Origin of the sequence: Nostoc sp. (genome assembly GCF_036917515.1) — a bacterium.
Taxonomy (GTDB): domain Bacteria; phylum Cyanobacteriota; class Cyanobacteriia; order Cyanobacteriales; family Nostocaceae; genus Nostoc.
The window spans coordinates 1-26,073 of sequence record NZ_JBALDE010000011.1 but is presented as its reverse complement, the minus strand read 5'-3'; the positions used below and the strand labels follow the sequence as shown (position 1 = coordinate 26,073).

General features: G+C 41.5%; 19 protein-coding genes and 1 riboswitch. Of the genes, 8 read left to right on the top strand and 11 right to left on the bottom strand.

The features are described from left to right. Positions 1-227: 227 nt before the first annotated feature. Positions 228-914, top strand: a complete 687-nt coding sequence (locus V7K89_RS00785; protein WP_335183853.1) for a PHP domain-containing protein — start codon at positions 228-230, stop codon at positions 912-914. A gap of 127 nt (positions 915-1,041) precedes the next feature. Here the strand turns inward: V7K89_RS00785 and V7K89_RS35705 are convergent, their stop codons facing one another. The 11 genes from V7K89_RS35705 to cobG all read right to left on the bottom strand — a co-directional run bounded on the left by V7K89_RS35705 (position 1,042) and on the right by cobG (position 17,384). Next, positions 1,042-1,179 carry a bluetail domain-containing putative surface protein gene (locus tag V7K89_RS35705; protein ID WP_442941544.1) on the bottom strand — a complete coding sequence of 46 codons (138 nt, stop codon included), beginning with the start codon at positions 1,177-1,179 and terminating at the stop codon, positions 1,042-1,044. Between the two features lie 315 nt (positions 1,180-1,494). Next, a complete protein-coding gene (locus V7K89_RS00780) occupies positions 1,495-2,796 on the bottom strand; it encodes a cytochrome P450 (protein ID WP_335183852.1) in 1,302 nt (433 codons plus the stop codon). 41 nt (positions 2,797-2,837) lie between these two features. Then, entirely contained in the window at positions 2,838-4,106 is a 1,269-nt protein-coding gene (locus tag V7K89_RS00775) for a cytochrome P450 (protein WP_335183851.1), read from the bottom strand. A gap of 31 nt (positions 4,107-4,137) precedes the next feature. Next, a complete protein-coding gene (locus V7K89_RS00770; RefSeq protein ID WP_335183850.1) occupies positions 4,138-6,276 on the bottom strand; it encodes an AMP-binding protein in 2,139 nt (712 codons plus the stop codon). Positions 6,277-6,340: 64 nt separating this feature from the next. Further along, positions 6,341-7,456, bottom strand: a complete 1,116-nt coding sequence (locus V7K89_RS00765) for a phosphoserine transaminase (protein ID WP_335183849.1) — start codon at positions 7,454-7,456, stop codon at positions 6,341-6,343. Positions 7,457-7,526: 70 nt separating this feature from the next. Next, positions 7,527-8,459 carry a sterol desaturase family protein gene (locus V7K89_RS00760; protein ID WP_335183848.1) on the bottom strand — a complete coding sequence of 311 codons (933 nt, stop codon included), beginning with the start codon at positions 8,457-8,459 and terminating at the stop codon, positions 7,527-7,529. Between the two features lie 38 nt (positions 8,460-8,497). Then, positions 8,498-13,102: a condensation domain-containing protein gene (locus V7K89_RS00755; protein WP_335183847.1), complete on the bottom strand. Its 4,605-nt coding sequence runs from the start codon at positions 13,100-13,102 to the stop codon at positions 8,498-8,500. A gap of 985 nt (positions 13,103-14,087) precedes the next feature. Further along, positions 14,088-14,246: a hypothetical protein gene (locus V7K89_RS00750; RefSeq protein ID WP_335183846.1), complete on the bottom strand. Its 159-nt coding sequence runs from the start codon at positions 14,244-14,246 to the stop codon at positions 14,088-14,090. 189 nt (positions 14,247-14,435) lie between these two features. Beyond that, positions 14,436-15,140: a precorrin-2 C(20)-methyltransferase gene (locus V7K89_RS00745; protein WP_335183845.1), complete on the bottom strand. Its 705-nt coding sequence runs from the start codon at positions 15,138-15,140 to the stop codon at positions 14,436-14,438. 2 nt (positions 15,141-15,142) lie between these two features. Then, the gene (locus tag V7K89_RS00740; RefSeq protein WP_335183844.1) at positions 15,143-15,769 is read right to left on the bottom strand and encodes a precorrin-8X methylmutase; all 627 of its coding nucleotides are present in this window, start codon (positions 15,767-15,769) and stop codon (positions 15,143-15,145) included. Between the two features lie 85 nt (positions 15,770-15,854). Then, complete coding sequence (gene cobG / locus V7K89_RS00735) at positions 15,855-17,384, bottom strand: precorrin-3B synthase (protein ID WP_335183843.1); 1,530 nt, start codon at positions 17,382-17,384, stop codon at positions 15,855-15,857. 1 nt (position 17,385) lies between these two features. Next, a riboswitch (adenosylcobalamin-variant (AdoCbl-variant) riboswitch) is annotated at positions 17,386-17,475 on the bottom strand. 269 nt (positions 17,476-17,744) lie between these two features. On the opposite strand from cobG, the gene V7K89_RS00730 reads away from it, so the two are divergent. The 7 genes from V7K89_RS00730 to V7K89_RS00700 all read left to right on the top strand — a co-directional run bounded on the left by V7K89_RS00730 (position 17,745) and on the right by V7K89_RS00700 (position 25,991). After that, positions 17,745-17,915 (top strand): hypothetical protein, encoded by a 171-nt coding sequence (locus V7K89_RS00730; RefSeq protein ID WP_335183842.1) that lies wholly within the window; start codon positions 17,745-17,747, stop codon positions 17,913-17,915. A gap of 278 nt (positions 17,916-18,193) precedes the next feature. Further along, positions 18,194-18,574: a hypothetical protein gene (locus V7K89_RS00725; RefSeq protein WP_335183841.1), complete on the top strand. Its 381-nt coding sequence runs from the start codon at positions 18,194-18,196 to the stop codon at positions 18,572-18,574. 7 nt (positions 18,575-18,581) lie between these two features. Continuing rightward, complete coding sequence (locus tag V7K89_RS00720; RefSeq protein ID WP_335183840.1) at positions 18,582-19,502, top strand: hypothetical protein; 921 nt, start codon at positions 18,582-18,584, stop codon at positions 19,500-19,502. Positions 19,503-19,629: 127 nt separating this feature from the next. Next, positions 19,630-24,303 carry a caspase family protein gene (locus tag V7K89_RS00715; protein WP_335183839.1) on the top strand — a complete coding sequence of 1,558 codons (4,674 nt, stop codon included), beginning with the start codon at positions 19,630-19,632 and terminating at the stop codon, positions 24,301-24,303. A 489-nt stretch (positions 24,304-24,792) separates the two neighbouring features. Then, positions 24,793-24,957, top strand: a complete 165-nt coding sequence (locus tag V7K89_RS00710; protein WP_335183838.1) for a hypothetical protein — start codon at positions 24,793-24,795, stop codon at positions 24,955-24,957. A 3-nt stretch (positions 24,958-24,960) separates the two neighbouring features. Continuing rightward, positions 24,961-25,461, top strand: a complete 501-nt coding sequence (locus V7K89_RS00705) for a hypothetical protein (protein WP_335183837.1) — start codon at positions 24,961-24,963, stop codon at positions 25,459-25,461. Between the two features lie 35 nt (positions 25,462-25,496). Then, positions 25,497-25,991 (top strand): helix-turn-helix domain-containing protein, encoded by a 495-nt coding sequence (locus V7K89_RS00700; RefSeq protein ID WP_335183836.1) that lies wholly within the window; start codon positions 25,497-25,499, stop codon positions 25,989-25,991. Positions 25,992-26,073: the final 82 nt, after the last annotated feature.

Genomic DNA, 26,073 nt, shown 5'->3' with positions numbered 1-26,073 from the left:
TATGAAATTTTAGATGTAATATTTGCAACTACTTAAATACAAAGTAGTTCAAACTACCCATGACTACTGAGATTAAGATTTGCTAACGTAGTCTTAACATATTGAAAAATTTGCTAAGAAAGCTGAGAAAGTAGCAGCCGATACTAATTTTTAGTGTTGGTTCTTTCTCATCTAGATATGTGGCATTTTGGTGTGTTAAGAAAATATATTTTTCTTCAGAGGGGGTTATGGTTGTAAATTTGGCCCGTACTACAGCTTCAGCAGAACTTTTGAAGCAAGTATTCCGTAACATTGATGCACATAGTTGTCCAAGGTTATTCAACTTTCACATGCACACTGTCCACTCGGATGGAAGGTTGCAGCCAAGTGCATTGATCGAGCAGGCGCTCGCCATTGGGCTAAAAGGTTTAGCCATCACCGATCATCATGGTATTATCGGCTATCAAGCGGCCCTTGCTTGGTTAGAAGATTGGAAGTGGAATAATCCTAATGCAAGCATTCCTCACCTGTGGAGTGGCGTAGAAATCAATGCCAACCTTTTAAATATAGAAGTTCACATTTTGGCTTATGCTTTTGCAACAGAACATCCTAGTATGAAACCCTATCTGCAAAGAAGGGCGACTACAGGCGAAGAATATCAGGCAAGTAACGTGATTGCTGCGATTCATGAAGCTGGAGGATTGGCAGTTCTGGCTCATCCAGCTCGTTACAAGCGATCGCTTTTCGATTTAATTCCAGCTGCGGCGCAAAATGGTATCGATGGTGTGGAAACTTTCTACGCTTACAATAACCCTAACCCCTGGAAACCCAGCACCTTGGAATCAGAACAAGTGCAAAAGTTAGCTGATGAATACTTTCTTTTCAATACCTGTGGTACTGATAGCCACGGTTTAAGCCTGCTACAACGTTTGTAAAGATGAATCCATTTTTTTCAACTCTCCTGGTTCAATCTGCCAGGAGGTTATTACACTTTGGATTTTAGCTAATCAAGCCTGATATTAACCCACATTCCGCAGGTTAGTTTGAAAATCATGATGCTAACTAAGCAAAGAAACTGTTCACTGCAATATTTCCCAACGTAGGTAAAGTACCCGTTAATTCTGTTAAATTGACTAACAAATCACTATTCGACTGAAAACCAGCAGTGCTATTATTGATCGCGAGATAAGTTCCAGCGATCGCTCAGGGCGACCGCATTATGTCAATAAGCAAACTACATTCTCAATAGATTTAAGAAAATGTCATTAACTCTTGCTTATTGCGAAATTTTTAGGCGTAGGCGTAGCCCGCCGCAGGCATCACTTTGGCACTTAAAAAATAATCAAACGTGAAATCCTAATTTTTTCGTTGCTTCTTAACGTTCGTTGCGATCAAGAGTAATTTAGATGCGTTTACCCTGCAAATATGATTCCTATATCACTCTCCATGTTATCTTTAATTATTTACTTTAAAGATACTTTGTTTTTGATTTTATCGCTAGTTTCGCACTCCTGACTATTCTAAACTCCAGTTTACATTCGTTGGCTTAAAAGTAACAGGGAGAGCCTTTAAGCTGCGAAAAGAAACCTTTTTTCGCCACTCAACCTTATCTTGTGATAGCTTCAGGTCAGGCAATTGTTGCACAAGAGCATTAATAGCAATTTCACCTTCAATCCGCGTCAATGCTGCACCCAAACAATAGTGGATACCATCAATAAAAGCTAAGTGACTATTATTAGCTCGTGTAATATCGAAGCGATCCGGCTCAGGAAATTGTGCAGGATCGCGATTTGCAGCGCCTAAAAGAACAAGAACTTTATCACCAACTCGAATAGTGATACCATCTATATCAACGTCTTCAGTCGCTACTCGTGTAATGATTTGGATTGGGCTATCATAACGTAGCATTTCTTCCACAGCACTTTGGATGAGTGTTGGTTGTGTCTTGAGTTGTTGCATCTGCTGTGGGTGACGCAATAGAGCAAGCATACCGTTACTTATGAGATTCACTGTGGTTTCTTCACCAGCAAAGAACAACAACATACAGACAGATATAATTTCTTCTTCATTTAGCTTGTTATCTTGTTCTTTAACTGTAATCAAGGCACTTAGCAAATCTTGTTGTGGGCTTTTTTGACGTTGGGCAATCAAGCTTTTAAAGTAATCTGTAAATTCTAGCGCCACTTTATTCATCTGCTCATAGTTTTCCAGAGATATGAGCGGGTCTAAAATATTAGACAGTTCATCTGACCAATGATATAGCTTAAACCAATCTTCAAGAGGTACCCCTAGTATTGCAGCAATGACATTGCAAGGTAATGGACAAGCAAAATCGGATATAATGTCCATAAAGCCTTTGTATCGAACTTTGCTAATCAGTTCATCTGCAATTTGTTGAATTTGGGGACGCATAAATTTGATGCTTGTAGAAGAAAAAGCTTTACTAATTAACCCTCGCAACCTAGTATGTTCAGGCGGGTCTAAAAATATTAACCATTTGTCGATCGCTTGTGCAAGTGTATTGAAATCTCGCTGCTCCAGAGAATTGCTCTTATTTTTAACATTTTTTTGCATTTTATTGACGCAAAAGCGAGGGTTGCGCAAAACAGCCTTAGCATCAGCATAGCGAGTAAGTACCCACATACCCAGAAAGCTCTTGTGTATTGGTTCAACAGAGCGAAGACTGTGATAGATAGGATAGGGATTCGTCCGAAACGCTGGGTCATACGGATTGAATTTGGGAGCTTTTGCAATCCCTGCTTTTTGAGTTTGAGATGAACTAATAGCCTTTTGGTTTGTATTGGCACTTGGCTCCATTTTCCTATCTCCTGTAATTATCCAAACTTGATATAAATGACTTATTTTGTAAAAGTTATAGGTAGAGCTTTTAAGCCACGTATGACTATACTCTTTTTCCACTCAAGCTTGTTTGAAGCTAACTTTAAATCAGGAAATTGTTGAATTAGTGTGTTAATAGCAATTTGAGCTTCCACCCGTGCTAATGCTGCTCCTAAACAATAATGAATACTATCAGCAAAAGCAACGTGCTGATTCTGTTCTCGATTAATATTTAACTCGTCGGGTTCTGGAAACTGGGCTGGATCTCGATTAGCAGCTCCCAAGCAAAGAACTATCTTTTCACCTGCTTTTATTGTTCGGTTGCCTATTTCTAAATTATCGGTAGCAATACGGGTTAACATTTGAATTGCACTATCGTAGCGAATTATTTCTTCTACAGCACTTTGGATTTTTGTTGGTTCTCTTTTGAGTTGTTCTATTTGGTGAGGGTGTTGTAGCAATGCCAGCATTCCATTGCCTATTGTATTACCTGTAGTTTCTTCACCAGCCGCGAATAACAATGTGCAAACTGCTAATATTTCTTTTTGACTTAACCTATCATTTTGCTCTTTAGCTGCAATCAAATTACTAATCAAGTCTGCTTGTGGATTTTTTTCTCGTTCGGCAATTAGAGTACGTAAATATTCCTGAATTTCTTCTGTAGCTTTATTCATCGCTTCATATTCTTGTAGTGACACCAGTGGATCTAAAATACGAGATAAAACATTAATCCACTGATGAAGCTGCTGTTGAGCTTCTTTTGGTATTCCCAACAGCTTACTGATTACAGTAATAGAAAGTGGACTGGCAAGATCGGCAACAATGTCCATACTCCCCTTGTGCCGAACTTTGTCAAGCAATTCATCCACAATTTCTTGAATATGGGGACGCAGACGCTCAACAACTACAGGAGAAAAACCTTTACCCACCAATGCACGTAATCTAGTATGGTCTGGCGGGTTCATATAAAATAAAAATCGGCTGGTGGTAAAAGCAAGAGTATTTAGATTCTTTTCCTTGTCTTGGAGATATTTATTTCTTTCTTGTATTGATTTTGGTCTATCATCAGTACGAACACGACCACTTTTTAAAACTGCTTTGACATCGGCATAGCGGGTAAGAATCCAATCACCTCCTACAAAGTATTTATGTACCGGATCTGACTCTCGCAGGCGATGGTAAGTTGGATAAGGATTAGCGTTAAACTTAGGATCAAAAAGATAGAATTTTAAAGCTTTTGCTGACTTTCGTTTTTCGTTGTTTTTAGTATTAATGGCTTCTTGGCTCATATTTAGAATTTTGGCGAAATTTCCATTTTGTTCAAACAGTAACTGAAGTTTTTATCTCTGGCGATGAATGATATTCTTCTGCTAAATATTGTGCTAGTGTTTCGATGTCGGGATACTCCCAGAAAAGAGTAATTTCTAGTTCACAGCCAATCCATTCGCCTAATTCACCTGTCATACTGACCACCACTGCTGAATCCAAACCGTATGCAGCAAAAGATTCTTGAATATCTATCTCATCAGGAGGTATTTTCAAGTACATAGCGAGATGAGAAATTAGCCAAGCTTCGATTTCTTTTTCTGTCAAATTTGGCTTAAAAGATTTCTGGTTATCCTCAGATTGATTAACATCTAAAGAATGCACTTGTTCCCAAAGGTCTTCTACTTCTGCTTGAAGTTGTTGTAAGTCTGTTTCCGCAAGATTCGCAGTCCAATCTCCGACAATATCCAAACTTTTATCCAGAAATCCAACTCGACAAGCGTGACGCTGAATTTTACCACTAGAAGTTTTCGGGATGCTCGCTGTCTTCAGTAGCACGATCGCATAAACTTGTAACTGGTGCTGCTCTGACACTGCCTGACGAATAGACTTAACTACTTCATCTACATCCAACTGACGTAAGTAAGTACGCTCTATCTCTTGAGTAATAACTAGCTGTTCAACACCGTCTACCTCCACAGAAAATACTGCCCCGCAATTAGGTCGTAATCCGGGATGACTATTCTCAACTGTGAATTCAATATCCTGGGGATAATGATTTTGCCCTCGAATGATCATCATATCTTTGAGGCGACCTGTAACAAATAGTTCGCCATTGAGTAAAAATCCTAAATCTCCAGTGCGTAGAAATGGTTCTTCTTTTGTGTCTTGCAGTTGTGGATTAAATATCTGTTGAGTTTCTTCGGGTTTATTCCAGTAGCCACCAGCTACACTCTGCCCTGCAACCCAAATTTCTCCGATTTGTCCATCCAGACAGCGAGTTAATGATTCTGGGTTGGCGATCGCAATTTTTTGGTCTAAGCTAGTATGACCAACACCAACAATCGCTCTTGCATCTTCGTCCTCGCTTGTAGTAGTTACAATTAGATTCTGCTTAAACGCTTGATCTTGCACAAAGCGAATCACTGGTGGCTCTTTTTTCAAACCCCCAGACACAATTAAAGTCGTTTCAGCCATTCCATAGCAGGGGTAAAAAGCACTTCTTTTAAAGCCACAATCTGCAAAGGTTGCTGAAAACCTCTCAATGGTTTCCGCTCTTACAGGTTCAGCACCATTGAAAGCAACTTCCCAACTACTCAAATCAAGCTGTTGGCGTTGTTCGGGAGTAATCTTATCAACACACAAATCATAAGCAAAATTAGGCCCCCCACTAGTAGTTGCTTGATAGTCGGAAATAGCTTTTAGCCAGCGAAAAGGTTTTTGTAGGAAAGACTCTGGCGACATCAGCATAACCGAGAAACCACCATATATAGGCTGCAGGACTCCACCAATCAACCCCATATCGTGGTAAGGAGGCAGCCAAATGACACCTCGACTGTCAGGTGTATGCTCAAAAGACTGATAAATTAAAGCAGAATTATACAGTAAATTTTCATGATTCACCATTACCCCTTTGGGGTTTCCTGTCGTACCAGACGTGTACTGAAGAAGTGCTAGTGAGTTGTTGGTAATCTCAGGAAAAAACCAATCATCTGCTAAATTCTCGGCAATATTATCAGTCGCTATAGATTGCAAAGCTGCTAATTCTGGTTCTTCTTTGAATCTTTCTCCCAATTTAGTCATTACAGATGAGGTGGTGAGTGCAAAAGTTGCTTGTGCGTCTTTTGCAATAGCTTGCAACCTTGTCATCCGCTGTTTACCTCGTGGTGGATACACAGGCACAACAGTTACACCTGCATACAAACCTCCAAAAAAAGCAGCAATGAATTCCAGTCCAGGTGGATAGAGAAGTAGTACTCTTTCTCCAAAAGCTTTCATGCTTTGAAGCAATGCGGCAATGGCGCGTGCTTTTTGGTCTAATGTTTCATAAGTCAAGCTAAGTTTTTCTGTTTCTCCATTTACCAAAAAGGTATATGGCACTTGGTTTGGTTGTTGTAGCGTTCTATAGCGTAATAAATTAACTAAAGTCGCTTCTTTTGAAGAGTTTGCTAAAAATAAATTGTGATAGATCACTGTATTTGTACTTGAAAGAGTTAAAGTAGTTGTTTTGTAATGACTGGCATATTATAGAATCGCTTTAACCGTAGCGTTGCTGGAAGTCACGCATAAATCCAGCTAAAGCCTCTACTCCAGACTGAGTGACTGCATTGTAAAGTGATGCCCGCAAACCTCCGATTGAACGGTGTCCGTCCAACCCATAAAATCCGTTTTCCACTGCGGTTTTGAGAAATAAATGCTCTAGATCGCGATCAGCTAATCGGAAAGCAACATTCATCAGCGATCGCCACTCTCGAACAGCATGACCCCGATAAAATCCTCCACTCTCATCAAGCACTTTATAAAGAGTGGCTGCTTTGGCTTGGTTAATCTCTGCCATTTTTGCTAGTCCACTAATGTCTTTCCGTAGCCAACGGGTAACTAACATTATTACGTATAGTGCAAATACTGGTGGCGTATTGTAAATTGACTGACCCACAATATGAGTACGGTAATCCAACATACTGTGTAGACCAGACGGAATTGTGTCAACAAGATCATCTCGAAGTAACACCACTGTTACACCTGCTGGTCCAAGATTTTTTTGTGCGTGGGCATATATCAATGCGTAACGCTCAACTGGTACAGGTTGAGATAAAAAATCTGAAGACATGTCGCAAATCAACGGTACATTGGATATGCTTGGCAGATAGGAAAATTGTAGTCCCTCTACAGTTTCATTAGACACATAATGTAGATAAGCCGCATCTGATGAAAGTACAAGTTCCTCAGCTTTTGGCAATCGGTTATAACCACTATCTTTTCCATCCCACACTACCCGGACTTGCCCTTCTTTTCTGGCTTCAGGTACGGACTTAATACTCCAATAACCAGACACAATATACTCTGCAACTTTGCGATTTCCACGTAAAAAATTCATGGGAATCATTGAAAACTGTAGACTGCTACCTCCTTGTAAAAAAAGAACATGATAATTTTTGGAAATCGAGAATAAATTTCGCAAGTTCTCTTCAGTTTCATCTAGTACATTGCGTAACCAATTAGAGCGATGACTGATACCTAGTAATGACAAGCCCACTTCTGGCACATTCATAATGGCAGCTTGAGTAGCATTTAGCACTGACTCAGGTAATGCTCCAGGTCCTCCAGAAAAGTTTAAATGATTGTTGGGATTGTTTAATTTTTGCAAATCCATTTATATTTTGTGGGTTAGAAATTGGCAATTGTTGATATTACATAATCATTGTTTAATTTATAGCTATTAATTACTTTGATTGAACTGTATCGATACCTTTGATAAACGGAGCTTGCATCTGTTTTAAAAAACTCATTGGATAATTGCGATTTAAAAGAGCCAATTCGGATACATGTTTATCTTTAGGAAGAAAGTATGTGCCGAAAAGAATATCCCAAATTATTATGTGATTTCCATAATTATTGTTTGATTCATTAATATTTATGGAGTGATGCCAGCGGTGTAGCTCAGGCCCACTTATGATGTAATTCAACCAACCAAGTTTTACGTCTACATTGCAGTGCTGAAAAAATCCTTTAATTGAGTAGATAACAGAGTAAAGTGCCAGTACTTCCTTGGATACGTTAAGAAAAATGAAGGGCAAGGCATCGCAAAAAAGTTGCAGCGTTCTATCTAAAGGATGAAATCTCCCAAGATTAAGCCAATATAATTTGTGAACGGAGTGATGTACGGCATGAAATCTCCATAAAAAAGTCCATGTATGATTTGCACGATGTAACCAGTATCTCAAGAAATCACCAGACAATATCATAATCAAGATTTGTATCCAGATAGGATAGTTGTGCGGCCAGAAATCAGCTAAGTTCCAGTTGTTGTTTTTGAAAAAACCTAGCAACCAACTCACTGATAAAATGGAAATAAGGTTGGGGAGTAATACCTGTACCAACATCATAAAAAGAAAATCAGTTCCAATGTCGCTTCTAGTGGGCAACCACTCTTTACGATAAGGAAGTACAAGTTCAAAAAAAGTTATCAGACTAACTCCAGCAATGATTGTAGCTACGTAACTACTAAGGAATATGTTTATGCCATAATTTTTCAGACCATAATAAATCATCAAACCAATCGACATGACACCCGGATAAACTGTCCACGTCAAAATATCACGAAATTTTACATTCACAAGGCTATTATTCTCCATTTGTTCAGTATTGATATCCAAAAAATACGCTATTTAATGTAAGTAGGTATCAATTTATTCTACATTTTTCTCGGTTTTATCTGCATCTCTGAAATCTGGAGCTCTGGATGAATGACAATGCCTTGAAGTAAAATCATAAAGTCTTCTAAAAATGTCTTAATTGTACTTTCAAAAAACAGGTCGACATCGTATTCCATCTCTCCCCAAATACCTTTTTGAGCTTCTACCATATGCAGAGTTAAATCACGTCTTGCTCCCCTGAATTTCCTATTTTCTCCTTGAATAGAAAGACGTTCTGATAGTTTGACATTTTCAGTCAATAAAGGAATTTCATTGTGAAAAAGTAGAAGCAGTGGTAAACCAGATGAGTGAACATTATCTGTTTTAGACAGAGGCACAGTTTCCAGAATCTGTTTTAAGGGAAGAGCACTGTAAGCATGTGCTTCTAAAGTGGTTTTGCGAACAACAGCGAGTACCTCCCGGAATGTGGGATTGTTTTCTAAATTTGCTTTAATTGGAATTTGGTTAATAAAGCAACCAATCAAGGCTTCAAACTCTGCTCGATTGCGATTGGCAACGGTAGTGCCAATACAGAAGTTAAGCTGACCTGTATAATGGTGTACTAGTATTTGTAAAGCTGCTAATAAAAGCATGAATAAAGTACACCCTTCCTGTTTGCTGAGTGCTTTGAGTTGTGCTGATAAAGCTTCTGATATTTGGAAGGGGTAGATTGCTGCTTTCAATCTTGGGACAGCAGGACGAGGTAAATCTGTTTTGATTTCAGGAACGACCAAATGCGGTGCAAGTTTTTGCTGCCAGTAACTTTGTAGTTTTGTCAGTACATCTTTTTGCAACCACTGACGCTGCCAAACAATAAAGTCTGCATACTGCATCGGTAATTTTGGAAGGGGCGTTCGCGTAGCGTCTCGCAGAGAGGGTTGTCCTTGAGAAAATGCTTGGTAGACTGCTGTGAGTTCCTGAAGAAAGATCACCATTGAGGTACCATCTGTAATTAGGTGATGCATGGTAATAAGCAGAATGTGTTCATTTTCCGAAAGCCTCAGCAGTGTGGTTCGCACAAGTGGTCCTTGGACGATATCGAACGATTTTTGAGCTTCCTGTTGAGATAGCTGTTGGACTGCGATTTGCTGTTCTGGTTGGGAGCTTGATTGCAAATCCACCACCGACAATGGCAAATTCATCGTTGAATGAATGATTTGAGTGGGTTGTTCTGCGGCAATATCAAAAGTGGTTCGCAAAGCAGCGTGACGATGCACCAACTCATTAAAACTGCGTTCTAGGGCTGGAATGTCGAGTTCACCTGTGAAGTACAGGGTGAAAGGTAGATTGGCAAAGGGATTACTCGGATCAAGTTTTAGTTGCGACCAAAATGACTCTTGAGCAAAAGACAAAGGCAAAGCAACAGCCGCTGTGCTCGTAGTGATCATGAGAGCATCATCAGATTCACTCTTAAGCAAAGGCAATTGGCTCTGTAATTGCCAAACCAGATCAATCAGGCTCATGTCTTCAAATAATGCCTCGATTGACAACTCTAAAGCAAAGTCTTTTTTAATACGGTTTACCAGTTGAATTAACATCAACGAGTCCAACCCCAAGGTATTGAGGGGTTGTTCAACATCTAGCTGGGATGGAGCCAATCCCAACACTTTAGCAATCTGTTCTATCAAATATTCTTCAAGCAGTTGCTGTTGTTCTTCTGGAGATGCCGCAAATTGTACTCGCTTTAACTCAATATTCGAGTCAGGGGCAATAACTTTAGGGATGGGTACGTCTACATTTGTGGTTGAGTTGGTCAAAGAAGATTCATGTTCATTGGTTGAGAATGCAGTTTCCTGGTGATGTCGATCTTGAGGGGCGATTAGTTTTGGTAAGAGTTGCACTTGCTTTAGTAAAAATGATTCGGTTTGAGCAAGAAGCTGAACAATCTGTTCTGCTGAATCTCCCCGCTCAAGTAAGCTAGAAATCAAAGAGCGCTGAGGTAATGGAGATAGATCGCGATGTGGAGATGAGTGACTACTGCTGAACCAATAGCTTTGTCGCTCAAAAGGATAGGTAGGTAGTCGTAGGCGATAAGCCGAAGGCTTGACGCTCCGCGTATCGCGCTGATATTCACGATCAAATCCTGACCAATTAACAGGTGCTCCTAAAACATAAAGTTGTGCCAAACTGGACAACATCTGCTGCCAGCCTGATTGCCCCGGACGTAAGCTTGGAAGCCAAATCCCGACCCCTTCAGGCAGACAACGGACGCCCATTGACAATAAATTGGGCTTTGGTCCGATCTCGACAAATACCGTGACTCCTTGCTGGTGCATAGTTTGCATCCCAGTTGAAAACCTCACAGGTTCCTGAAGCATAGTTCTCCAATACTTTATGTTAGTCATGGACTCAGGAGATAGTTGCCCTGTGACACCAGCAATTATCGGGATTTGGGGAGAAGAAAGAGCAAAATCTATCTCCATCAATTCCATCAGAGGAGAATGATACGGGTAGGATACATCCGGCTGAATCGTTTTGATTCCTTCTGCTTTGAGAGCAGTTATAACTGCATCAACTGCCTGTTGCTCACCGGAAATCGTAAGCATCGGTCTGGCGAAGACACCAATGAAAACTTTGTCAGCGTAGGGTTGAATTGCAGTTACCACTCGCTGTTCATCTGCAAATACAAGGCTTATCGTCCCTTTCTGGCTTTGAAATTTGACATGCTGCTCTAAAGAGATTGCTTCCTTAAGCGCGTCTTCCAAACTCAAAATACCCGCCACACAAGCGGCGGCACACTCTCCCAAACTTACTCCCATCACAACTGTGGGTTCAATCCCCCAAGATTTCCACAACTCACAAAGCGCTATTTGCAACGCAAACAATGCCGTGCAGTTATCAATCCTATCGATGGCAGTTTCCTCAGCTGCGGAGATATAAAGAACGTCGAGAAGAGATTTTCCGAGCAACGGTTCGGCGATCGCATTACAGCGATCAATAACTTGGCGAAAGACGGGCTGGGTTTCGTACAGTTCGCGGTCTAGTTCTAGTTTGTCGTAAACCAAGCCAGTGAACAAAAATCCGATTTTTGGAACTTTCTTTGGCTTTACCAAACCACTCACTAACCCGACGGACTCCTGACATAATGCAAACGCCTCCAAACGTTCTGCAAATTGTGCTGTAGAGTTCCCAGTAACAGCAAGCCGATGGTTAAAGTTAGTTCTACCAGTATTAGCACTAAAACAAACATCGGCAATTGATACATCAGGATGATTAACTAGAAACTCGTGATAACGGTGGGCTAGCGATCGCAATGCTGTTTGTGTTTTGGCAGATAAGGTTAGCAGATGTAGAGGACGCTCAACCAAAGAAGACTCCACAAAATCGGGGGAAGCTTCCATCACAATATGAGCGTTTGTGCCTCCAAAGCCGAACGTACTTACACCTGCAATGCAAGGGCGATTGCTCTTGTAAGGCTCCAAGTTTTGCTGCACTTGCAATGGCAGTTTATCTAACGCCACATTCGGATTTGGCTGCTGAAAATGCAAGTTTGGCGGAATCTGTCCATACTTGAGAGACAACGCTACTTTAATCAATCCGGCAATCCCACTGGCTGCCTCTAAGTGTCCAATGTTGGTTTTGACGGAACCAACACGACATTTATCTCCTGGAGAACGATTTTTTCCCAAAACAGTTGCCAGGGCTTTGAGTTCGATCGCATCCCCTAACAGAGTTCCAGCACCTTGTGCTTCAACATATTGTACTGAACTTGGTGAAATACCAGCATTTTGATAAGCTTGCCGCAGTAATGCCTGTTGTGCTTGCAGATTAGGAGCAGCCAGTCCATTACTGCGTCCATCTTGGTTGACTGCACTACCCCGGATGACTGCATAGATGGGGTCAGAGTCTGCCAATGCTTGAGATAGCAGCTTCAGCACCACAACACCAACTCCTTCACTGCGCACCAAGCCATCGGCTTGAGCATCAAATGCTCTGCAACGTCCTGTAGCCGAAATCATCCCCGCATTTGTGAGGCTTGTTGTCACTTCCGGGAATAGGATGATGTTGGTGCCTGCAGCGATTGCTAAACTAGATTCTTTCCTATACAAACTCTGACAGGCAAGATGAACTGCCACTAGAGAGGAGGAACAAGCCGTGTTAATTGACAAACTCGGTCCGGTCAAGTTAAGCACGTAGGAAATACGGTTAGCAACAACACTGCTGAGATTGCCAGTCACTGCATAGCCATTTGTCGTGCGCTCTGTTGCCATCATTTCGTAATAATCGGAGCCAGCAATACCAACAAAAACTCCCGTTGCGCTTCCTGCGAGTTTTTGAGGAATTAACCCGGCATCTTCCAACGCTTCCCAAGTGACTTCCAGTAACAGCCGTTGTTGAGGATCTATGCTGACAGCTTCTTGAGGGGCGATGCCAAAGAACTGCGGATCAAACTGATCGATCTGCTCTAGAAAACCACCTTGTACCAGTTGCGCTTGGGATGAAGTGGGATCAGGCAGAAAGCAGGAATGTAGATGGTGGCGATTGGAAGGAATGGGGGCGATCGCGTCAACCTGATTGCATAGTAAATGCCAGAAAGTCTCCGGATTGATTGCACCTGGAAATCGGCATCCGATCCCAATAATAGCAATAGGTTCAACATTCATAGTATTTACTCCTCAACTTGGCTAAGAATTGTATCTAAGTTCTTTCTCGCCATCAAATTAACAATATTTCAAAATTCCATAACTAGATTAAGTAGCAGGCGATCGCATCACAAGTTTTTTAAAACAGCAAGTAGGCAATTCGCAAGTTAATCCACCGAGGTAGATAGTTTCATTACGTTGTACTAGCAATACCTTCGCCAATTTACAAGAGTGAGTTGATGTAAGCTAATCGTCATTTTAATTGCACCATGTTGATGGTCATCAAACCTGCAAACCTTCTCCCTTGCTCCCTGCTCCCCTGCGACCTCAATATGCTTTCTTAAATGCTTAACAGCTTATGAACTCCCATTTCTCTGAGGCTGGGCAAAAACAATAAGTCTTAAAAATTCCTTCGTTTTGGAGTCTAATTAATACTCTATAATATGTTTATTAAATACACGTATTCACCACCCCAATTGTGACTTGTGAACTCGTCCACTAGTTTTTCCTCACACATACCCATAAAAGTCTACAGAAGACGGGTTTCACGATTTTTACGTGCATTATTTGATGATAATGTCAGTATTTCAACTACAAAATCTACGGAAGAACTAAAATTTTCTAGCAATTATATTTACATGGCTAGACCTGTAATATAGTTACAAACATCTCCTTTACATATTCAAGTATTTTCTGACGACTGATTTTAGATTGCTATAGTAATTTTGACCTCCATCCAAGGCGATCACCACACTACTGACTGTGTTCAAAGTAGTTAAACATTGATATTTAACTAGTAATTTGCTTGCTACTTATTTATTAACAAGCTACAGCATAACAACTTGATTAGCAATACACTTTGTCAAATATCTTACCTTTCCCACTTTTCCCACTTTTCCCATTTTTCTCCACTTTGATTACTCAAAACTTCTCAATTATGAGTATATATTTTGACAAAAAGTTGAGATAGAGGCTTTAGAAGATAGCTTGATAAGTGGTGCGGTCGCTACTCATTCGGTTTCACCAATACCCCATCCGTTACCACCAATCCCCACTGCGTAAATTTTGCTAATAGCTTCTCGATCAAAATCTGCAAGGCTAGATCATCCTCCCAACATTCCATCAGAAAATTGAACCCAGGATTTTCGCCTAATCTCTCAGCCATCTTGAGTTCCCGTATCCACCCTGGTCATGCCTTAGATCGCTGCGCGATCGCGCTCTGCTTCACGCTCGATCGACGATGTACTTGTTGGGGTTCATTAGGTAGTCGTCCCTAGCCTCTTTACCCAATATTTTAAGCTTGCCGCGCTACTACGCAAGTTAAGGTTTTTGGCCTTAACTGAACCGTATTAGTTTATAGTCGATTCTTGGTAGGAATCACAATCATTGAAAAATAGGGTACTTCGGCTGGATCGACTTCATCTAAGGGTACGATGCGTTGCTGTGATGTTGATGCCCGCTCAATATATCTTGCCCGTGATGCTAACCCTAATTTATGCAGAATATCTCGTACTTTAGGAAAATGACGACCTAGTTTCATAATTGCTGCTGCATCGGTCATCAGTAGATGTGTAGTCAGTTCTTCTGCTGGCAATGGGGCGGGTAAAACGGTGAGAATATCGGTGTAGTAGGTGAAAGGTACACCCAAAGCTACCGGACAAGCCATCAGTGAGGAAACTCCAGGGACAACTTCTGTTTCGTACTGGTCGCATAACCGTGTGAATAGGTACATAAATGAGCCATAGAAAAATGGATCGCCCTCACATAGCACCACGACATCTCGACCTGCTGCTAAATGAGCGGCAATTGGTTCAATTTCCTGGTCATAAATAGACTTTGCTTTTTCTGGTTCCAAAGCGCGGGGGAGGTGAAATAGCACCTCGATTTGATTGCCAGGAAGATACTGCGCTACGATCGCTCTAGCAATACTTTCTTTATCTGTGGCTGATTGATAAGCTACCACAGGAGCCGCACGTAATAACCGCAGCGCTTTCAGGGTCAATAGTTCGGGATCGCCTGGGCCGACACCAATTCCATAAAGACGACCTTTGGGTTTCATGTTCATTCTTCCTCCGTTGCCAAGGCGTTAACTGCTGCTGCGGCGATCGCACTTCCACCGCGCCGACCGTGTAAGGTTAAAAATGGTACATTTCTGCTGTCTGCTGCCAATGCGGCTTTCGATTCTGCTGCACCAACAAACCCCACTGGAAAGCCCAAGATAATCGCAGGTTTGGGCGCTCCTGCATCGAGCATTTCTAACAGTCGGAACAGGGCTGTGGGCGCATTGCCAATTGCGATTACTGAGCCTTCGAGGTGCGATCGCCATAATTCTAGAGCTGCCGCCGACCTTGTAGTACGCATACTCTGGGCAAGTTCTGGTACTTCTGGTTCATTTAGCGTACAGATAACTTGATTGTTTGCAGATAACCGCCGTCTGGTGACACCATCGGCAACCATCCGGCAATCGCACAAAATTGGCGCTCCTGCGGCTAATGCTGCTCTTGCGGATTGTACTGCTGTTGGTGAATATCCCAAGTCAGTGACAATATCCGTCATCCCACAGGCATGAATTAGACGCACAGCAACTTTTGCTACATCCTGTGACAACACATCTAAGTTCGCTTCTGACCGGATAATTGCAAAAGAATTGCGGTAAATTTCGTTGGCATCTCGGATATAGTCGGGCATTAAATTTGAGATTTTAAATTTGGGATTGATATATAAAAATCGAAAGGCTTAGATTACCGACTTCTCTAAAAAGTTAGGAATCTTGTTATTCTACGAATGATTGAGGAATAATATTAAACAATTGCTGTAATTGTGTCAGTGGATATCGATTAGCAAATTTCCCAAAGGACTCATCAGAATTTAAGCGTTGAATTTTATATACATATAGCATCCGCTCTATTAATGCAGGTAGTTCGGCAAAAGTTACATATTGATATAGTTCGCGTCCGAATTTCTGCTTGCTCTCACCAACATAAATGTGATACCCCTCTACAATTTCATTGTCAGCTTCAATGCTGACACCAAGCAGAGTAATATCACTTTTGCTATGTTGGGCACAAGATTTTTCGCAGCCAGTGAAGTGGATATTAACTGGGTAATCGAGAGTAAGGCGAGTTTCAAGATACTTTGCCAATACCAACGCATGACTTTTGGTATCTGTAGCTGAAGCGGCGCAACCCTTTTTTCCAGAACAGGCAACTAATCCACCTTTAATGTTGGTTGTAGAGGAATCTAATCCTAAAAAAGTAATTTCACTTTTGACATCAGCAACCCATTGCTGAGGAATATCTGTAAGCAGCAAATTTTGCCAAGGAGTTAGCCTGATTCCACTACCGTATTTCGCTGCTAAATCTGCTAAACCCCGCATCTGTTTACTCTCCAATCGACCAAGGGGCAAGACAACACCAATGTAAAATAAACCTTGCTGACGTTGGGGATGGATGCCAATATGGTGATATTTCTCCCTGTTGCCTTGCTGAGGGAGTAGGTCTTTTCTGATTTCACTGTATAAAAGAGAAAAAGGTAGACGCTGTTGAACTTCTTGGAGATAATTTTCGCAACCCAAAGTATTCAATAACTCTCTCAAACGTAGCCGCCGTTTACTCGTAGTATGACTATAAGCTAGATAGACATTTGCCAAAGCTGCCAAGACGGGCAAACATTCCTCTGGCGCTAACAAAATTCCCATATCGCTCGGCGGTTTACCTTTCTCGCCGACACTCAGATAGAGGCGAAAGTAAACATTACCATCAACTAAGGCAGCGACAAAAGCGATATCATTCAAGCGATCGCCTACCTGAATTATCCCACCACCATCAAAGCAAACGCTAAATTTGGCCGATAGTCCCGAAAGCGCCGGATGTGCTGCAATATAATCATCCCAACCTTGAACAAAAGGGCGAGTGTCGATTAATTCCTGGGGATCGATACCAGCAGTCGGACTGGTCATAATATTGCGGATTTGGTCTACAACAGTATTGTCACAACCCAATCCCATCTCCTGGAGGTACTTCAGAACCTCAGCATTTATCCCCGTGCGGATTTCACGAACTTGTAGGTTCGCTCGATTAGTCACATCTATATAGCCACCACCGTGCTGTTCTGCTATATCTGCGATCGCACGGCACTGCTGACTACTAATAATTCCACCTGGTATTCTTATCCGAGATAATATACCATCTGTGACGGGAGTAGTATAAAACAAGCCAGGACAAGTAGCAAATCCAGATGGCAAACTTAGAACTCCTTCCCCGTGCAACGCAGGGAGTAGACGGTGAGTGTGTCTTGAGGACATCCTAAAAGTTGGCATTCTGACTTGGGCGATCCCATCACAGCTGCGGCACAGTCCCGGAATTTCACCGGAGTTTCCCAACTCTCAGCTTTAGTAATTTAGACTTTGTTTTGGTTAGAGATTTCAACCAGACATCATCCAAATAATCATCTTAACATTACTATAGCCACAGATTTTATCTGAGCTTATGCACTCTCGTGTTACAGCATTTTTCGAGCAATTAGTAGTATCCCTGGAAGCAAGGGTGGAAACGTTTCTTTGATTAGTGCTTTAAACCTCGATGGACTAGTTACAAACACTAGCTTCCGTAATAGTTACTAAGATTCTATAAATTGAATTTAGTCATGGCTCAGGCAGGAATGCTTGAGCCTTTTTGCTGCAAAACTTGCTTTAGAAAAAGTTAGGCGATCGCCGCTTCAGGTGTATATTCACAAATTAAATGTCGCTGCTTCACAAATTAATGTCGCTAGTTTTAGCCTGCAAAAACCTTGCTCTACAAGGTTTTTATTCATTTATATGATTGACCAAAAGTGACTAGAGATTTTCAGTGTTTTCACAAATTGAGGTCGTAAAACCAAAAATTTCACATTTTAATGGTCGTTTATTTTCTTCTCTGAAAAAGTCTGCTATTAAAAGACTTCACAAATTAGATGTCGCATTTTTGATAGCGGCAATGTGTTTATTTATGTAAAAGGTAAAACCTGAGTAATAGTGGTATAAACTGCATCAGTGTTGGAAAATTAACTGCGTTAGTCTGTTTCAGTGTATAACTAAAAAATTAGGTATTAATATTACATAATGAGGTTTCAGTTGTGACGTTTGAACCTGACGACATTCTGGAGGGTGGCCGTTCGATTCGTCCTTTTCTTCCAGAACTTTTAGGAAATGATGCGGTTCAAGTAGACAAACAATTGGCTGAACTATTAGCACAAGCTAAAGCTGGGCAGGAAGTCGATAAGCAGATTTTAGAAATCTTGAAAAGTCAGCCAGACACTCGCAATTGGATAGCGGAGTTTCTTAGTGAGAAGCAGGTATCAAAGGGTTTTGAGCCACTTCCAGGTAAAGGTCAAGCAATATCTTCTCAAAAATATATATGTCCTCAAGGAGACTACGTTTGGTATCGCCGCATTGTCGGAGCGACAATACCAATCTGTCCTACTCATGGTGTCGTGCTAATACCTGCTGCTCAGTAATAAATATATGCCAACCAAATTTTTAGAAAGTCTGGGTGGAAAACTTGCAGAAAACTGGGCTGCAAACATACTGACACCAGCTTTTGTCTTTTGGATGGGGGGACTATTAGCTTGGGTCTCGCGTTTTGGTCGAAAACCTTTGGAAGATTGGCTCAAACAGCAACCAGAATCTTTGCTAATTGCTGTTATAGTAACTGGTTTGCTCATGATTGCTGTCTCAGCTTTTTTGGTTCAAAAGTTCGATTTATCTGTTTTAAGATTCTTAGAAGGCTATTGGTCTCGCTGGTTACAACCTTTACGACGCTGGATGATACAGCAACAAAAGCATGACTTTAAACGAAAAGATAAGCGTTGGCAAACTCTGGCTGATAAAAAAGATAAACAAGTTATAACTAACGAGGAATTAGAGGAATATGTGACGCTAGATGGACAGCTTATGGAGTTTCCATCTCAATTTAATAGGTTAATGCCTACAAAGTTAGGCAATATCCTTAGAGCATCTGAAAGCCGCCCTTATGATAAGTATGGCTTGGATGCTGTAATTTGCTGGTCTCGCCTCTGGCTAGTATTACCAGATGGGGTGAAGAAAGAATTACAGGAAGCACGGTCAAGCCTGAACACAGCAGCCCGTTTTTGGCTCTGGAGTTTGCTGTTTATCGTATGGACTGTTTGGGCTTGGTGGGCTGTTCCTGCTGCGTTACTGGGCTTAATATTTGCTTACTACTGGACAGTTGATGCGGCAGGTGTCTACTGTAGTTTGTTGGAATCTGCTTTTGATTTGTATCGTTTAGAACTTTATAAATCCCTTCGCTGGCCAATACCTATCAATCCTAAGCAAGAACAAGAGTCCGGTAAGCAATTGACAATCTATTTGTTGCGAGGGTCTGATCAGGACAGACCAATTTTTACACCATTAAAGGACAAGTGAGTGTCACAAGGGGGAATATTTAGTAAAAAAATTTACTTGGTTATTGTCTTGGAAAAGATGAGTAGAATTAAACCCTAGCTAAGATGTTGATGAATTTTCCAGAATTTTTATAAAAAGTCGCATATTAATGAGTAGAGATGCTTTAGTAGTTGGAATTAATAAGTACAATTTTTCAGGATTGTCAGCGTTACGATCGCCTGCTAACGATGCCGAAGCGATCGCCAAGCGACTCAGCGAAGCTGGAAATTTTCATGTTCAGCGATTGCCGCAATTCCTAGATCCGTTTGAAGATGATGCACCACGGATATCACCAAACCAGGAAATCAAGCTGGCAGATTTAGAGAAGGCTTTAGAAAAACTATTTTATCCTGAAGGCAGAAGCATTCCAGATACAGCCCTCTTCTATTTTTCAGGACATGGTCTTCGTAAAGATGGACGCATCAAAGAAGGATTTCTAGCAACCAGTGATACCGATCCTGAATTAGGGAACTGGGGACTGCGATTAAAGTGGCTGCGTGATTTATTGCAAGAAAGTCCAGTACGGCAGCAAATTATCTGGTTGGACTGTTGTTACAGTGGGGAACTACTCAATTTTACAGAAGCCGATCCAGGCGATCGCGGAAATACACGCGATCGCTGTTTTATTGCCGCTTGCAGAGAATTTGAGCTAGCCCATGAAAACGTGAGCGGAGCCAGCAGCGTAATGACTAGTGCAATTTTGCGCGGATTTGACTTGGCTGATGTATCTAACCAATGGGTCACGAACGAAACACTAGTAACATTCTTGCGGCAGGAATTAGAAACAGCACCCCAAAAATTCATTTCTAGCAATTTGGGGTGTATTAATCTCTTTTTTAGGAGAGAAACAACAAATAAACCAGCTGTTCAATCTAATGTACAAACTCCGAGTCAACCAAATCAGACAGATAAATTGGCAGAGCAATTACGGGCTTGGTTCACTGCCCTACGCTATGACTTTGAAAAGTATGAAATTAGCAATGAAAATTATTTTGAGTGGATTATTAATGTCAATAACCCTGTAGAGAAAAAGGGGTATAACCGAGTTTTGGTGCGCGGCATTACAGGAGAAGCTGGAATGGCAGATGTTGCTGCCTTGCAACAGTCAGTAATTGCTCGAAAAACAGATATAGGTTGGCTAATCACTAATCGCCGTGTCAGTCGTGCTGCTAAAGATGAGGTGAGCAAGCAAGAAAACCAGGATTTATTCTGCCACACCCTTGATGAGTTGATGGATCGAGATGCTGATTTTAGTGGCTACCTCAACTGGTTGGAAGATGAAATTAAGCAACGGGGAATTGACCGCACCTATGTACCCCTAGCTTGTACTAAAGAGGAATTTGATCCCAAATCAAAGCAGAAAATGGGTATTAGCCATTACGCCCAAGCTGATGGTTGGATTGATGGTTATGTTGAACGCTGGCTTGATGATCCTGCTAAAGAACACCTTTCCATTTTGGGTGAATTTGGTACTGGTAAAACCTGGTTTGGGTTGCATTATGCCTGGACTGCCCTACAACGCTATCGGGATGCTCAACGCCGGGGAGTAGAACGCCCACGTCTACCATTAGTCATTCCTTTACGGGACTATGCCAAAGCAGTCAGTGTGGAATCGCTGTTTTCAGAATTCTTTTTTCGTAAGCATGAAATCCCACTGCCTGGTTATTCTGCTTTTGAACAACTCAACCGCATGGGTAAGGTGCTGTTGATTTTTGATGGCTTTGATGAAATGGCAGCTAAAGTCAATCGCCAAGAGATGATCAACAACTTCTGGGAACTGGCGAAAGTAGTAGTACCAGGGGCAAAGGTAATTCTCACCTGTCGCACCGAACATTTCCCCGAAGCAAAAGAAGGAAGGGCTTTGCTAAGTGCGGAGTTGCAAGCATCTACAATTAACTTGCCTCTAGAGACACCCCGCTTTGAAGTGCTGGAATTAGAAAAATTTGATGACGACCAAATTCGGCAAGTATTAGCGTTTCGTGCTGAACCAGAGACAGTAGAACAGATAATGAGTAATTCGACATTGCGGGATTTGGCACGTCGTCCGGTAATGACGGAACTAATTATAGAAGCCTTGCCAGAGATTGAAGCGGGAAAGCCAGTTGATATATCACGGGTATATTTATATGCTGTGCAGCACAAGATGAAGAGAGATATCAAAACCAAGCGTACCTTTACCTCATTGGCAGATAAGCTCTATTTCTTGTGTGAGTTGTCCTGGGAAATGCTCTCAACAGACCAGATGAGCATGAACTACAAAGAATTTCCCGACCGGATTCGGCGTTTATTTCCTGCTGTAGTACAAGAAGAAAAAGATTTAGACCACTGGCATTACGACATGATGGGGCAAACAATGCTAATCCGTAATGCAGAAGGAGACTACAGCCCTGCCCATCGTTCATTATTGGAGTTTTTTGCTGCCTACAAGCTGGTGGCAGAGCTAGGCGTTCTAGCCCCCGACTTCACAGAACTGGCTCAAGCACAGTCTTGTTTAAACAATACTGTTCTACCACGGGATTACAATTGGTCAGAATACTTCCAACGACAGTGCAAAGAAGATGGGCAAATGCTCCCCATAGCACCACTAAAGTTATTTACCAACGTATCTTTAGAGAGATTATGTAATTATTTGGGTACAACTCCCTTGGCAAAAGCTGTGCTGGATTTAGCTGTGCCAATGTTAGACAAGCAAGTATTTCAACAACAGTTGCTAGCACTAATTCAGTCAACCCGTGGCAAAACCCAGACTCAGGTGGGTTATATGGGTGGCAACTTGGTGAAATTGCTACTAGAAGCAAATCCTTACGGGCTGGAAAAATGCGATCTCAGTAATACTGTGATTACGGATGTAGACTTTGCTAATGCCAGCTTCCGGTGGATAAATTTGATGGGAGCGGATCTCACGAATTCGGTCTTCGCACCATTTCTAGGAATAGTCTTGTCAGTGGTATTTAGTCCAGATGGCAAAAAATTGGTGATTGGAGATAGTAAGGGTATTGTACAGGTCTGGGAAACATCCACTGGCAGGGTCTTGTTGTTCCTTCAGGGGCATGATTCTGGGGTCACATCAGTGGCATTTTCCCCCGACAGTCAGTGCATTGTCAGTGGCAGTGCTGACAAGACAGTACGGTTATGGGATATGAATAGTCAGCCCATTGGTAAACCCTTTGTCGGGCATGATTCTGGGGTCAATTCAGTAGCATTTTCCCCCGACGGTCAGCGTATTGTCAGTGGCAGTGCTGACAAGACAGTACGGTTATGGGATATGAATGGTCAGCCCATTGGTAAACCCTTTGTCGGGCATAATTCTGGGGTCAATTCAGTAGCATTTTCCCCCAACGGTCAGCGCATTGTCAGTGCTGGTCATGACAAGACAGTACGGTTATGGAATATGAATGGTCAACTCATTGGTCAACCCTTTGTCGGGCATGGTTCTACGGTTAGATCCGTGGCATTTTCTCCCGACGGACAAAGCATTGTCAGTGCTGGTCATGACGAGACAGTACGGTTGTGGGATGTGAATGGTCAGCCTATTGGTCAACCCTTTGTCGGGCACGAAGATGGTATCTTATCAGTGACGTTTTCCCCCGACGGGCAGTGCATTGTTAGTAGCAGTTATGACAAGACAGTACGGTTGTGGGGTGTGAATGGTCAACTCATTGGTCAACCCTTTGTCGGGCACTGTTCTACGGTCAGATCGGTGGCATTTTCTCCCGACGGGCAGTGCATTGTTAGTGCTGGTCATGACGAGACAGTACGGTTATGGGATGTGAATGGTCAACTCATTGGTCAACCCTTCGTGGGTCATGGTTCTGGGATCAGATCGGTGGCGTTTTCCCCCGACGGACAACGCATTGTTAGTGGCAGTTGGGACAACACAGTACGGTTATGGGATGTGAATGGTCAATCCATTGGTCAACCCTTTGTTGGGCATGATTCTGCGATCGATTCAGTAGCGTTTTCCCCTGACGGTCAGTGCATTGTCAGTGGCAGTCTTGACAAAACAATACGGTTATGGAGTGTGAACGGTCAACCCATTGGTCAACCATTTTTCGGGCATGATTCTGGAGTTACATCAGTAGCATTTTCTCGCGACGGACAACGCATTGTTAGTGGCAGTTTTGACAAAACAGTACGGTTATGGAATGTGAATGGTCAACTCATTGGTCAACCATTTTTCGGGCATGAAGATTGGGTTACATCAGTAGCATTTTCCCCCGATGGTCAGCGCATTGTCAGTGGCAGTCATGACAAGACAGTACGGTTGTGGAATGTGAATGGTCAACTTATTGGTCAACCATTTTTCGGGCATGAAGATTTGGTTTATTCAGTGGCGTTTTCCCCTGATGGTCAGTGCATTGTCAGTGGCAGTCATGACAAAACAGTACGGTTGTGGAATGTGAATGGTCAACTCATTGGTCAACCCTTTGTTAGGTATGAAGATTTGGTTTATTCAGTGGCGTTTTCCCCCAATGGTCAGTGCATTATCAGTAGCAGTGATGACAAGACAGTACGATTGTGGGATATGAATGGTCAACTCATTGGTCAACCCTTTGTCGGGCATGAAGATACTGTCTTCTCAGTGGCGTTTTCTCTCGACGGTCAGCGCATCGTCAGTGGTAGCCTTGACGAAACCATCCGTGTTTGGGATGCAACCACTGGCGACTGTCTGCGGGTAATCAGCTATAAACTTTGTGCAGGGCTGAATATCACAGGTGTAACAGGGTTAACATCTGCACAGCGCGTAGCATTAAAACTAATGGGAGCAATTGATAATTCATAAGTCGAGATGCTTTAGTTGTTGGCATTAATACTTATAATTTTCCGCAATTGCCCCGCTTGCGATGCTTAAAATGCAAAAGATATTGCTCAACGGCTGAGTGAAGGTGATAATTTTCGAGTTTGGCGTATCGTAATTAATCTTTATCTATTTTTTGGCTGACAGAAGCATCTGATAGCAATTTTTATTTGAATGAGGTATACGGGTAGGGGCACACAGCTAGCTGTGTACCCTTGCTATGTTCATCTGTGGTTAATTATTTCTTTCTGTACCTTACCCATGCAAAAACCGCTATAAGCCAGTTTTGATAAATTAATTTACACATAATAAGTTTTATTTTGCACACTATATGTTAATTTAACAATATTAGTGGAATGCATTCAGTAATCAAAATTGACTCAATACCTTTGACCATAATCTTTAATCTCAGATGCTAGTTAATACCTTGCCTAATTAAGCAAAACTTGCAAAATCAATTTTTAATAAAAAACTATGGTTTCTCAACTGCATAAACAAAATGATTATTCACTTGCAGACTATAGGAACTCTTGCTGGTTTGTTGACTTTGCTTTATTAGATATAAATATTGCTGATCTAACTGGTTCAGTGATTGAAAAACCTTATTTAACTACAATTATAGATATTTATTCTAAATAATATATGAGCTTTTATTTGAGTTTTAAATCACCAAGTAATAAGGTAATAACTCAAGCCTTACGTCATGCAATTTTACCTAAACGTTACAATGCAGAATATAACTTAAGTCGTGAGTGGAGAACTTACGGCATTCTAGTAGACTTATGTCTCAATACTAGTAATCTTATAACTTCCTATTCGTTACAAGAAAAAGTATCTCAACTAGGAATTATGTTACATACTCACCAACCTATATCCAAATTTAAATCTAATTCTTGTACTGAAAAGCTATGCTTTACTATAAACAAATACTTAAGTTCCAACTCACAAGCAAGTATAGGTCTTGGTAGCAAGAATAATTTTCTCGTTTTAGAAGTTATTGAAAAAATATTAGTACGTTACATTGTTGATAATTTTAATCAGCAATGTAGTACTTATTTATCAGGGGCAACGCGGCAAGAGATGTGGGAAGCAGGCTTAATCTCTCCGCCTCAAATTATTCAAGAATGTGAGCTAGATATCTAACTTAAATTTTTTATTCTTATATTGTTTAGTTAAGAATGTCTCAGAAATTAAAGAATTATTGTCTTTCAAGCGAAGATGATGCTGTTGAATTACAACAGCATCAAAATTTTATAAAACCTCATAAACTACCGTCAGAAGAGTTAATCACAGAGCAGGTAAAGCTGAGGATGGAGGTAATTCAAAGCCTAACTGAGCCATGCGATCGCAAAACCTACAGCTTGAAAAAGAGAGAAGCGGCTGAAAAATTAGGCGTATCAATTCGCCAGGTAGAGCGGTTACTAAAAAAATGGCAGGAAGACAGGTTAGTTGGACTAGCTACAATACGCTCAGATAAAGGGAAATATCGCCTAGATCAAGAATGGGTAGATTTCATAATTAATACTTACATCGGTGGCAATAAGGGTAGCAAGCGAATGACCCGCCATCAGGTGTTTTTAAAAGTTAAAGGTAAAGCCAAGGTAGATAGTCTTAAAAAAGGTGAGTATCCTAGTCACCAGTCAGTTTATAGAATTCTGGATGGTGTTGCATAATAAAGGGATGAGGAGAGGGTTCATACTGTGCATTGTCCATACTGTAAGTCTACGGAGATTAGAAAAAATGGAAAAAGAAGAG